This is a genomic window from Dyella sp. 2RAB6, from assembly GCF_052115385.1.
Taxonomy (GTDB): domain Bacteria; phylum Pseudomonadota; class Gammaproteobacteria; order Xanthomonadales; family Rhodanobacteraceae; genus Dyella_D.
Genome location: NZ_JBFRGP010000024.1, coordinates 38,555 through 50,533, shown reverse-complemented (window position 1 = coordinate 50,533; position 11,979 = coordinate 38,555). Strand labels below are relative to the sequence as shown.

The following is an 11,979-nucleotide window of genomic DNA, read 5'->3' as shown; positions in this document are numbered from 1 at the left end:
CGGCCGGATATGGCGCTGTTCCTGTTCACCAAGGCGATCCTGGCCGGCGAACCGATCCGGGTGTTCAACGAAGGACGGCACAAGCGCAGCTTCACCTACATCGATGACATCGTCGAAGGCGTGGTGCGTGCGCTGGATACGGTGCCGGGTAAAGACCCCACGTGGGACGCCACCCATCCTGACCCGTCCACCAGCGGCGTCGCCCCGTACCGGCTCTACAACATCGGCAACGAACAGCCGGTGGAATTGCTGCGCTATATCGAGGTGCTGGAACAGTGCCTGGGCCGCAAGGCAACGATGGAGATGCTGCCGCTGCAGGCCGGCGATGTGCCGGAGACAGAGGCGGATGTATCGAGCCTGATCGAATCAGTGGGCTATCGGCCGAAGGTATCGGTGGAAGAAGGCATCGCCGCCTTCGTGGACTGGTATCGAACCTATTACGCCGTCGCGACCCCGCGCACGGCCGTCGCAGGAGTCGCTTGATGAAGAACTTCGCTTTGATCGGCGCTGCCGGTTACATCGCCCCGCGCCATATGCAGGCCATCCGCGACACCGGCAACAAGCTGGTGGCCGCCTACGACCCGAACGATTCGGTCGGCGTCATCGACAGCTACTTCCCCGAGGCCGACTTCTTTACCGAATTCGAGCGCTTCGACCGCCATATCGACAAGATGCGCCGCGCCACCCATCCGCAGCGCGCGGACTACGTGGCGATCTGCTCGCCCAACTACCTGCACGATTCGCATATGCGCTTCGCCATGCGTTCCGGCGCCGACGCGATCTGCGAAAAGCCGCTGGTGCTCAATCCGTGGAATATCGACGGCTTGCGCGAGATCGAGCAGGATACCGGCCGCATGATCAACACCATCCTGCAGCTGCGCCTGCACCCGGCCATCGTCGAGCTGCGCGAGAAAGTGCGCAGCTCCAAACGCGCCGCCAAGCACGAGGTCGACCTGGCCTACGTCACCTCGCGCGGCCACTGGTACCTGCAGTCGTGGAAGGGCGACGCCAAGAAGTCCGGCGGGATCGCCACCAATATCGGCGTGCACTTCTTCGACATGCTGCACTTCATCTTCGGCGAGCTGCAGCAGAATGTGGTGCACCAGTTGTCCGACACCAAGGCCGGCGGCTATCTCGAGTACGAGCACGGCCGCGTGCGCTGGTTCCTCTCGGTGGACGTGGAAGACGTGCCGGCCGCGCAGCGCCTGGCCGGCCAGCGCACCTATCGCTCGATCACCGTGGACGGCGAGGAGATCGAGTTCTCCGGCGGCTTCACCGACCTGCATACGCGCAGCTACCAGGAAATCCTCGCCGGCCGCGGTTTCGGGCTGGAGGAAAACCGCTGCGCCATCACCACCGTCTCCGACATCCGCCACGCCGCGCCGGTCGGCCTGCGCGGCGAATACCACCCGTTCCTGGCGCGCAGCGCCGGTTGAGGCAGTCATGGCCCACTACCAGCATTCCAGTGCGATCGTCGACGAGGGTGCGCAGATCGGCGACGACTCGCGCGTATGGCATTTCGTCCACGTCTGCGGCGGCGCGCGCATCGGCAAGGGCGTATCGCTGGGGCAGAACGTGTTCGTCGGCAACCGCGTGGTGATCGGCGACCGCTGCAAGGTGCAGAACAACGTGTCGGTGTACGACAACGTGACGCTGGAAGAGGGCGTGTTCTGCGGCCCCAGCATGGTGTTCACCAATGTCTATAACCCGCGCTCGCTGATCGAGCGCAAGGACGAATACCGCGACACCCTGGTCAAGCGCGGCGCCACCCTGGGCGCCAACTGCACCATCGTGTGTGGCGTGACGGTGGGCGAATACGCCTTCGTCGGCGCCGGCGCGGTGGTGACCCAGGACGTGCCGGCCTATGCGCTGATGGTCGGCGTGCCGGCACGCCAGATCGGCTGGATGAGCGAGTACGGCGAACAGCTCGACCTGCCGCTCAGCGGCGCGGGCGAGGCGTTGTGCGCGCATACTGGCCGGCGCTACGTGCTGCGTGACGGCCGCGTCGGACGCGAGGAGGTTGCCGCGTGATCGACTTCATCGACCTCAAGGCGCAGCAGGCGCGCATCAAGGCGCGGATCGACGAGGGCATCCAGCGCGTGCTCGCGCATGGGCAGTTCATCCTCGGTCCGGAGGTGGCGGAGCTGGAAGAAAAGCTTGCCGCCTACGTCGGCGCGAAGCATTGCATCAGTTGCGCCAACGGCACCGACGCCTTGCAGATCGCGCTGATGGCGTTGGGCGTGGGTCCGGGCGACGAAGTGATCATGCCGGGCTTTACCTATATCGCCACAGCGGAAACCGCGGCGATCCTGCACGCCAGGCCGGTGTATGTGGATATCGATCCGCGCACCTACCTGATGGACCCGGCGCTACTGGAAGCGGCGATTACACCGCGTACCCGCGCGATCGTGCCGGTATCGCTGTACGGGCAGTGCGTGGACATCGATGCGATCAATGCGATCGCGGCGCGCCACGGCATCCCGGTGATCGAAGACGCCGCGCAGAGCTTCGGCGCCACCTACAAGGGCCGCCGCTCCTGCAACCTCACGACTATCGCCTGCACCAGCTTCTTTCCCAGCAAGCCGCTGGGCTGCTATGGCGACGGCGGCGCGATGTTCACCAATGACGACACGCTGGCCACAGTGATGCGCCAGATCGCGCGCCACGGCCAGGACCGCCGCTACCACCACATCCGGGTCGGCATGAACAGCCGCCTGGATACGCTGCAGGCCGCGATCCTGCTGCCCAAGCTGGCGATCCTGGACGAGGAGATCGGCCAGCGCCAGCAGGTGGCGGCCGCGTATGCCCGGCATCTGAGCGAGGCCGGTGTCGAGCCGCCGTTCGTCGAGGCGCACAACCTCAGCGTGTATGGCCAGTACACCATCCGCGTGGAAGACCGCGAGGCGGTGCAGGCGCGGCTGAAGGAGGCCGGCGTGCCGACCGCGGTGCACTATCCGCTGCCGCTGAACCGCCAGCCGGCGGTCGAAGATGCAGCGGCGCAGTTGCCGTTCGGCGACCGGGCCGCGCGCGAAGTGCTCAGCCTGCCGATGCATCCTTATCTGTCCGACGCGCAGGTGGCGACCATTGTCGACGGTCTCGCCGCGGTGCCGGCGAGGTAGGCGCGCCGTGTTCGACCTGCTCGCCCGATGCATCAGCGGCTCCGTGAACTGGGCCGAGCGCCGCAGCCACGCGCGGCGCCTGCGCGGCTATCCGGGCGTTGCTTCCACGGCCAGCGTCGGCCTGGGCAGCAAGCTGATCGGGCCGAAGGATCATTTCCGCATCGGCGAGCACAGCTATCTCAACCAGGCGCAGCTGTCCTGCGGGCCGGGTTCGCGCGTGGTGATCGGGCGCGGCTGCGCGATCGGCTACAACGTGTCGATCAAGGCGCTGACCCACGATCCCGCGAAGCCGACCAGCAATGCAGAGGGTCCGCTGCGCCACGTCGAGGGCGATATCGTGATCGGCGACGACTGCTGGATCGGCGACAACGTATTCATCCGCGAGGGCGTGGTGCTGGGCGACCGCGTCATCGTCGGCGCCAACTCGGTGGTGACGAAATCCTTCGCCGGCAACCAGATCATCGCCGGTGTTCCGGCGCGGATCATCCGGGAGCGCTGACGACATGCGCACGCCCGCCACCCGCGACGACATCCACGTGCTGGTCATACCTTCGTGGTATCCGGCCAGGCCCGGCGACATCAGCGGCAGCTTCTTCCGCGAGCAGGCGCTGGCCTTGCACTGGCATGGCTGCAAGCTGGGCGTGATCTATCCCCAGCTGCGTTCGCTGCGCCATTGGCGCGGCCTGGCCGGCAGCGAGCGTGGCCTGCAGCGCGAGTTCGACCAGGGCATGCCGGTGCTGCGCTCGCCGGGCGTCAATCCGTTTCCGCTGCTGCATCGCGCCGCGTCGGCGTGGTGGGTGCGCCATGGCTTGAAGCTCTATCGGCATTACGTCGCCGAGTTCGGGCGCCCGGACGTGGTGCACGCCCATGCCGCGCTGTACGGCGGCGCGCTGGCGCGGCAGTTGTGGCTGCGCGAGGGCCTGCCGTACGTGCTGACCGAGCACAGTTCGATGTATCCGCGCGGCAGGGTCAGCCGCGCGCAGGCGAGCATCGCTCGCGAGGCGGCGCGCGATGCTCGGCGCCGGTTTGCGGTGAGCGCATCGTTCGGTGGCTTCCTCGAAGGCTATTTCGGGGCGGACGTTGGATCGTGGGAAGTGATGCCGAATATCGTGGACGCCTCGTTCGGCGAGCGTGCGCTGGGCGTACCGGCGACTGGCGACGATTTCACTTTCCTCACCGTCGGTGGACTCAACGAGAACAAAGGCATCCACTTGTTGTTCGAGGCGTTCGCTCGCGGCTTCGCCGACGAGCCGGGCGTGCGCCTGCGCATCGGCGGCCATGGCCCGGAACGTGCGCGCCTGGAGAAGCTGGCCGTGCAGCTGGGTATCGCCGATCGCGTGAGCTTCCTCGGCGCGCTGACGCGCCAGCAGGTGGCCGAGGAACTGGCGCGCGTGCAGGCCCTGGTGCACCCCAGCCGCTATGAGACCTTCGGCGTAGCCATCGTCGAAGCACTGGCGATGGGCCGGCCGGTGGTAGCCACCCGCTGTGGCGGTCCGGATGGCATCGTCACCGCGCGCGACGGCCTGCTGGTGCCGGTGGACGACGTGGATGCACTGGCGCGTGCGATGCACGAGTTGCGTGCGCACATCGACCGGTACGACGCGGCGGCGATCCGCCAGTCCTGCCTGGAGCGTTTCGGCGAAGGCGCCGTGGTGGCACGGCTGCGCGAAACCTACGAGGCGCTGGCGGGGCGCGAATCGCGCCTCGTGCGCGAACGCGTGGCGCTGCCGCTGCGCGAGGCGGCCGGGCAATGAACAAGAGCAAGCTGCTTGGCTTCGCGCTCGGTCCGCTCGGTTCGGCGGCGGTCGGCTTCGTCACCTTGCCGATGCTGGCCTGGTTCTTCAGCGCCGAGGACATCGGCCGCATCGCCATGCTGCAGGTGGCGACCAATTTCGCGGTGATCCTGTTCACCTTCGGGCTGGACCAGAGCTATGCGCGGGAGTACCACGAGTCCGCCGACAAGCCCGCGCTGCTGAAAGCGGCGGCGCTGCCGGGCCTGATCGCGCTGAGCCTGCTGCTGGCGGCCATGCTCGCCATCGCACCGGGCCTGCTGTCGCAGGCGCTGTTCGCGGTGGACGATGGCGCGCTGAGTGCGATCGCGGCGGCTTCCATCCTGGCCACCTTCGTCTCGCGTTTCCTGTCGGTGATCCTGCGCATGGAAGAGAAGGGCTTCGCCTTCTCCATGAGCCAGGTGCTGCCGAAGCTGCTGTTCCTCGCCCTGGTGGTGGCCTATGCCTTGGCCGCGCCGGGCCGCACCTTCTTCATGCTGCTGGCGGCCTATACGGTTTCGATCGTCGCGGTGATGTTCGCCTACGCGTGGAACACCCGCCACGCCTGGGTGCCCGCGCTGGCGGCGCGGCTGAACCGCCGCCGGCTGCACAAGCTGTTCGGGTTCGGCTTCCCGCTGATTTTCGGCGGCGTCGCCTCGTGGGCGCTGATGGCGATGGACCGGGTGTTCCTGCGCCAGTTGTCGACGCTGACCGAGCTGGGCGTGTTCTCGGTGGCGGCGAGCATCGCGGCCGCGGCCGGCATCGTGTCGAGCATCTTCTCCACCGTGTGGGCGCCGACCGTGTATCGCTGGGCGGCCGAGGGCGATGCGCAGGCGAAGATCGACGCGGTCACCGACCATCTGCTGGCCGCGGTGGTGTTGATCTTCGTCGCCACCGGGCTGTTGTCGTGGGTGCTGGCCCTGGTGCTGCCGCCTACCTATGACCGCGTGCAGTACCTCGTCGCCGCCAGCCTGGCGCCGCCGCTGCTGTATGCGCTGTCCGAGTGCGCCGCGGTGGGCATCAGCCTCGCGCGCCGCAGCATGTATTCGATGCTGGCCTCGTTCCTGGCGGCGGCGCTGAACGTCGCCGGCAACTATCTGCTGGTGCCGCGACTGGGCGCGGGCGGCGCGGCGATTTCCACCGCGGTGTCGTTCCTGCTGTTCCTGATCGTGCGCACCGAGTTTTCGTGCCGCGTATGGCGTCCGGTGCCGCGCGCGCGCCTGTATCTGGCGACGTCGGCGGCGACCGGCCTGGCCGTGGCCTTCGTGCTGTTCGGCGAGCGCCACCGCGGGCTGTTCCTGTGCTTGTGGGCCGGCTTCGGCCTGTTGTCGCTGGCCTGGTTCCGTCCTTCGCTGGCACTGGCGGCGCAGCTGTGCGCGAAGGTCTTGCAAGGTGCGCGGCTGCGCGGGGCGAATGCGTCGCCGCAGCTGCGCAGGAATGGAGTGCAATGAGCAAGGTCAATCTTTTCCTGTTCGCGGCCCATCATGCGACCGGTAACGTCGCGGCGCAGCGCTTCAAGGGCCTGGTGAAGTACCTGGACGCGGATCGCTACCGGGTCCACGTGCTTGCGCGCGAGCATGGCGCGGCGCCGGTCGTGGCCGGTTCGCCGGCGGTGGAAGTGATCCGCTTGCCGGGGCATTGCGTGGGCAGCGAATCGTCGCTCGCCGCGTCGCTGCTGAGCATGGCCTCGGCCTTCGTGCCGTCCTTGCCGTTCTCGATGCTGGCCCGCGGCGATGCCGCGCGGCGGCCGTGGCTGGTCAATGCGCTGGCCGAAGCGGACCGGCGCTGCCGCGAGTACCTGGCCGCCGGCGAACGCTGCGTGGCGGTGGGCACCTATTCGCCGATCGATGCACTGATCGCCGCCGCCAGCCTGAGCGCGCGCCACGGCTTGCCGTGCATCCAGGACTTCCGCGACGGCCTGGTGTTCGAACCGCTCGGCCGCGCCGGCCGTGCGGCCGATACCGCGCGCCGCATGATCGAGGCGCGCGTGATCGCCGCCGCCAGCCTGGTCACGTCGGTGAGCCCGGCGCTGGTGGAAGACTTCGCGCGCCGCTATCCGGACAAACGCGCCGGCCTGCTGCCGAACGGCTTCGATCCCGACGATTTCTCGGCGCATATGGACGAAGACGCGCAGGAAGCCTCCGCGCTGCTGGCGCGGCAGATTCCGGAAGGCGCCATGCTGCTCGGCCACTTCGGGCGCGTGGGCGCGAGCGACGCTTCCGCCTCGCAAAGCCTGGAACGCTTCGTGTCGCTGATGAATGCGACCGAGGACGGCCATGCGCGCCGCCACGTGCTGTTCGTGGGCGAACTGACCGAGCGCGAACAGCAGTCGCTGCAGCGCGCGCGCTTCGGCGTCACCACCATCAAGCCGGTGCGCCGCGGGCTGGCCTTGCAGCTGATGAAGCGCTGCGACCGCCTGCTGCTGCTCACCGGCAATCGCGTGTGCTGCGCCACCGGCAAGGTGTTCGAGTACCTGGCCTCGGGCGTGCCGGTGGTGTGCGTGTCCGGCGTGGAGAATGCGGCCTCGTCGATCCTGGCCGAGACCGGCGCCGGACGGACCCTGGTGACGCAAGGCGGCGGCGAAAGCGCCGAGGCCTTGCGCCGGATCATCGCCGCGCCGGCGGAAGGACGCCGCGACATCGGTGCGTACAGCAAGGTGGCGCAGGCCGGCGTGCTGGATCGCTGGATCGCCGACATGGTGACCTCATGAATCCGACCATCTCTCCGCCGATGCATGGCGTGCCCGGTCCGGCGCCGATGAGCGAGCGCAGCATCACGCGCCGGCACCTGTTCCTGCTGTCGGCGCTCGGCCTGCTGTTCCTGTCGGTGGTGATCCCCAACTCATTGCCGGTGCCCACCGCGGCGATGCTGGGCCTGACCGCGGTGCTGGCGCTGCCCGGCTTCCGCCTCGGCCTGGGCTTCAAGAAACTGCTGGCGCTGTACGTGTGTACGGCGATGGTGACGGTGATCTACACCGCCGTGGGTTATCTCAACGACGCGCCGCCGGAAGCCGCGGCGCAGATGATGGTGATCTATCTGCTCTCGCCGCTGCTGTGGATGCTGGTGGCGGCGGGGCTGATGCGCGCGCCGGGGCCGGAGCGCCTGGTCGATTGGCTGGCGGTGCTGACGGTGTTCGCCTGCGCCAGCGTCGCCTTGTACTTCTATCTGTACTTCCATTACGGCGCGGACGCCGTGTCGTTCTTCTTCAAGGGGCAGGCCAATATCAACCTGCAGGGCGGCTTTGCCGGCGCGATCATGCATGTATACGGCTCGCTGATCTTCCTGGCGGGTGGTTTCTACAGCTCGCCGGAACTGATCCGCAACCGGCTGCTGCGCATGGCCGTGCTGGCGATGATCTTCGTCTGCGCGGTGACCTCCGGTCGCTCGGCACTGATCCTGGCCATTCCGGTGGGCTGGATCCTGGGGCGCATGCTCGGGCCGCGCACGCTGGGTTTCCACCGCAGTTTGAGCTCGCCGCTCACGCGGATGGTCAAGGTCGGCCTGCCGATGCTGGTGGGCATGGTCGCGGTGGTGGTGCTGCTGGAGAGTTACACCAGCATCCGCCTGGAAGTGATCTACGACAGCTTCGCCGACAAGCTCAGCTCCGGCGGCGGCAGCTCGCGCGTGGGCATGGCCGGTTCGCTGCTGCAAGGCATTCTCGACAACGGCGGCATCGGCGCCGGCCATGGCAAGGGCGTGAGCTTCGTCAGCAGCGCGGAGTATCCCTGGCGTTACGAGCTGGTGTGGCTGGCCACTATCTACCGCGTGGGCCTGCTCGGCGCGGCGGTGTATGCCTTCCCGTTCGTGGTCTACATCGTGCGCGTGCTGCGCCTGGCTTCGGCCAGGAAGCTGCCGCCGCACCACAAGTTCCTGTTCTGCGCCTTCGTGGCCGCATTCATCGCTTCCAATACCAATCCCTATATCGAAGCGTTCGCGTTCCAGTGGATGTACACCATCCCGCTGGTGGCGCTGTTCGTGGAATTCCCCTCCGGGGTGGAGCGCGTGCCTGCATGAAGCGTCTGAAGGTGATCCTGTTCGCCCGATACTCCAGGCTGGGGCCCAGCACGCGGCTGCGCAGCCTGCAGTACCTGGAAGAGCTGGAACGTCGGGGCATCGACGTGGAAGTGCACGAGCTGTTTCCCGATTCCTACCTGGAAAACCTCTACGGCGGGCGTTCGCAGGTGGCCAAGTACACCGCGTGGCGCTACTACGGGCGGCGCATCGCCGAGCTGATGCGCAACAGCGAACACGATCTGGCCTGGATCGAGGGCGAGCTGTTTCCGTATCTGCCGTACGGGCTGGAGGCGCTGCTTTCGCTGCATGCGCGGCCCTATGTGGTGGACTACGACGACGCGCTGTTCCACAAGTACGACCTCTCGCCCAGCCCGGTGGTACGCCGCGTGCTCGGCCGCAAGATCGATCGCGTGATGGCGCGCTCCGCCTGCGTGATCGCCGGCAATCCGTACCTGGCCGCGCGCGCGGAACAGGCCAAGGCCGGGCGGGTGGAGATCATCCCGACGGTGGTGGACGAGCTGCGCTACGACACGGTGGAGCATGGCGGCCGTACGCAGCCGGTGATCGGCTGGATCGGCTCGCCGGCCACCGAGCACTACGCGCTGGACCTGCGCGACGTGCTGCTCGACGTATGCGCCGGTGGCGCCGCGCGCCTGCTGCTGATCGGCGCGCGGCCGGAAGTGGCGGCGCAGTTCGAAGGTGTCGAGGTCGAGGTGCTGCCGTGGTCGGAAGAGACCGAGGCCGAGCTGATCGCCCTGATGGACGTCGGCATCATGCCGTTGCGCGACGGGCCGTGGGAACGCGGCAAGTGCGGTTACAAGATCATCCAGTACATGGCCTGCGGCCTGCCGGTGGTGGCTTCGCCGGTGGGCGTCAACGCGGACATCGTGCGGCATGGCGACAACGGTTTTCTCGCCTCCAACGACGATGACTGGCGCGAGGGCCTGCGCCAGCTGATCGGCAGCCCGGAGCTGCGCGCGCGCCAGGGGCGCGCCGGGCGCCATCGGGTCGAAGACCATTACAGCCTCGCCTCGCAGGCCCCCCGCCTGGCCGATGTGTTGCGCAATGCGGAGGCACGCTGATGTGCGGCATCGCTGGATGGTGGATACCCGGCGGCGCGCCGCGCGAGCGGCTGGAGCGCCAGGCTTTGGCGATGACTGCGCGCCTGCTGCACCGCGGCCCGGACGACGGCGGCGTGTGGAGCGACGAGGTGTCGGGTATCGCGCTGGCGCAGCGGCGGCTGGCGATCATCGATCTGTCGCCGGCCGGACATCAGCCGATGCATTCGGCCTGTGGCCGTTACACGGCGGTGTTCAACGGCGAGATCTACAACCATCTGGACCTGCGCGCGCGTCTCGCCGCCGAAGGCAGCGCGCCTGCATGGCGCGGCCATTCGGATACCGAGACCCTGGTGGCCTGCATCGCGGCCTGGGGCCTGGAGTCCGCGCTGAAAGCCTGCATCGGCATGTTCGCGCTGGCCCTGTGGGACCGGCGCGAGCGCAGCCTGGCGCTGGCGCGCGACCGCCTCGGCGAGAAGCCGCTGTACTACGGCTGGCAGGGCGAGGCGCTGTTGTTCGGTTCCGAGCTGAAGGCGCTGAAGGCGTACGAGGGTTTCCGTCCCGACGTCGACCGCGACGCGCTCACCTTGCTGCTGCGGCACAACTGCGTGCCGGCGCCGTACAGCATCTATCGCGGCATCGCCAAGCTGCGGCCGGGCCACGTGCTGCGCCTGCAGGCGGGCGGTCCGCGCGAAGCGGAGCCGCAGCCGTACTGGCGCTACAACGACGTGGTCGCCGCCGGCATGGCCGAACCGTTCTTCGGCAGCGAGCAGGAAGCCGTCGACGCACTCGAAGCACAGATCGCCGAAAGCGTGCGCGCGCAGATGCTGGCGGACGTGCCGCTCGGCGCCTTCCTCAGCGGCGGCATCGACAGCAGCACCATCGTCGCGCTGATGCAGAAGCAGAGCAGCCGTCCGGTGAAGACCTTCACCATAGGGTTTGGCGAGGACGGCTACGACGAGGCTAAGCACGCCAAAGCTGTGGCCGCACACCTGGGCACCGAGCACACCGAGCTGTACGTGCGGCCCGAGGATGCGCTGGCGGTGATTCCCAAGTTGCCCGGGATGTTCTGCGAGCCATTCGCCGACAGCTCGCAGATTCCGACCTACCTGGTCAGCCAGCTGGCGCGCCGCCACGTCACCGTCGCGCTCAGCGGCGATGCCGGCGACGAACTGTTCGGCGGCTACAACCGTTACCTCGCCGCGCGGCGGGTGTGGGAACGCATGCAACGCCTGCCGTCGTTCGTGCGCCACGCCGCCGCCGGCGCCTTGCGCGCGGTGCCGCCGGCCACCTGGGACCGCTGGTATGAAAGCGCTCGCGTGCTGCTGCCCAAGCGGATGCACGTGTCCACGCCGGGCGACAAGGCGCAGAAGCTGGCAGGCGTGCTTACGCTGTCCAGCGGGCAGCAGTTCTTCCACCAGCTGACCAGCCAGTGGAGCGATCCCGAACACCTGGTGCACGGCGCAGCCGAACCCACCACTTTGCTGACCGATCCGCAGGCCTGGCCGCAGACCGACAGCCTGGAGCACTGGATGATGGCGATGGATGCGCAGGCCTATATGGCCGACGACATCCTGGTGAAGGTCGACCGCGCGGCCATGGCCAACAGTCTGGAAACGCGCGTGCCCTTGCTCGATCCGCGCGTGGTGTCGCTGGCCTGGCGCATGCCGCTGCATCTGAAGATCCGCGATGGCCAGGGCAAGTGGCTGCTGCGCCAGGTGCTGTATAGGCACGTGCCGAAAGAGTTGATCGAGCGCCCGAAGCAAGGCTTCGGCGTGCCGCTCGACAGCTGGCTGCGCGGCCCGCTGCGCGACTGGGCGGAAAGCCTGCTCGACGAAGGCCGCCTGCGCCGCGAGGGCTATCTGCGGCATGCGCCGATCCGGCGCGTATGGCAGGAACATCTGAGCGGCAAGCGTAACTGGCAGCACCAGCTATGGAACGTCTTGATGTTCCAGGCCTGGCTGGGCGCCGAACAGGGGGAAACGGCATGAACGCGGTCGATGCAGGAAGGCGCATGCG

General features: G+C 67.9%; 11 protein-coding genes. All 11 read left to right on the top strand.

Translation table 11 applies throughout. The annotated features are described in order from the left end of the window. Window positions 1-483, top strand: a 483-nt coding sequence (locus AB4083_RS20765) for an NAD-dependent epimerase/dehydratase family protein (protein ID WP_441610413.1), incomplete at its 5' end; no start/stop codon positions are given. Beyond that, window positions 483-1,436 (top strand): Gfo/Idh/MocA family protein, encoded by a 954-nt coding sequence (locus AB4083_RS20760; protein WP_441610412.1) that lies wholly within the window; start codon window positions 483-485, stop codon window positions 1,434-1,436. The genes AB4083_RS20765 and AB4083_RS20760, both read left to right, overlap by 1 nt. Before the next feature lie 7 nt (window positions 1,437-1,443). Next, window positions 1,444-2,031: an acyltransferase gene (locus AB4083_RS20755; RefSeq protein WP_441610411.1), complete on the top strand. Its 588-nt coding sequence runs from the start codon at window positions 1,444-1,446 to the stop codon at window positions 2,029-2,031. Then, entirely contained in the window at window positions 2,028-3,119 is a 1,092-nt protein-coding gene (locus AB4083_RS20750; RefSeq protein ID WP_441610410.1) for a DegT/DnrJ/EryC1/StrS family aminotransferase, read from the top strand. Before AB4083_RS20755 ends, AB4083_RS20750 begins: the two co-directional genes overlap by 4 nt. A 7-nt stretch (window positions 3,120-3,126) precedes the next feature. Continuing rightward, on the top strand, window positions 3,127-3,618 hold the full coding sequence (locus AB4083_RS20745) for an acyltransferase (protein ID WP_441610409.1): 492 nt from the start codon (window positions 3,127-3,129) through the stop codon (window positions 3,616-3,618). A 4-nt stretch (window positions 3,619-3,622) separates the two neighbouring features. Next, a complete protein-coding gene (locus AB4083_RS20740; RefSeq protein ID WP_441610408.1) occupies window positions 3,623-4,873 on the top strand; it encodes a glycosyltransferase in 1,251 nt (416 codons plus the stop codon). Further along, window positions 4,870-6,339 (top strand): oligosaccharide flippase family protein, encoded by a 1,470-nt coding sequence (locus AB4083_RS20735; protein WP_441610407.1) that lies wholly within the window; start codon window positions 4,870-4,872, stop codon window positions 6,337-6,339. The genes AB4083_RS20740 and AB4083_RS20735 overlap by 4 nt, the downstream gene beginning before the upstream one ends. Then, window positions 6,336-7,598, top strand: coding sequence for a glycosyltransferase (locus AB4083_RS20730; RefSeq protein ID WP_441610406.1), 1,263 nt, complete (start codon window positions 6,336-6,338; stop codon window positions 7,596-7,598). The genes AB4083_RS20735 and AB4083_RS20730 overlap by 4 nt, the downstream gene beginning before the upstream one ends. Continuing rightward, window positions 7,595-8,902, top strand: a complete 1,308-nt coding sequence (locus AB4083_RS20725; protein WP_441610405.1) for a hypothetical protein — start codon at window positions 7,595-7,597, stop codon at window positions 8,900-8,902. The genes AB4083_RS20730 and AB4083_RS20725 overlap by 4 nt, the downstream gene beginning before the upstream one ends. Beyond that, window positions 8,899-9,984 (top strand): glycosyltransferase family 4 protein, encoded by a 1,086-nt coding sequence (locus AB4083_RS20720; RefSeq protein ID WP_441610404.1) that lies wholly within the window; start codon window positions 8,899-8,901, stop codon window positions 9,982-9,984. Before AB4083_RS20725 ends, AB4083_RS20720 begins: the two co-directional genes overlap by 4 nt. Further along, window positions 9,984-11,951 (top strand): asparagine synthase (glutamine-hydrolyzing), encoded by a 1,968-nt coding sequence (asnB, locus tag AB4083_RS20715; protein ID WP_441610403.1) that lies wholly within the window; start codon window positions 9,984-9,986, stop codon window positions 11,949-11,951. The genes AB4083_RS20720 and asnB overlap by 1 nt, the downstream gene beginning before the upstream one ends. Window positions 11,952-11,979 lie beyond the last annotated feature (28 nt).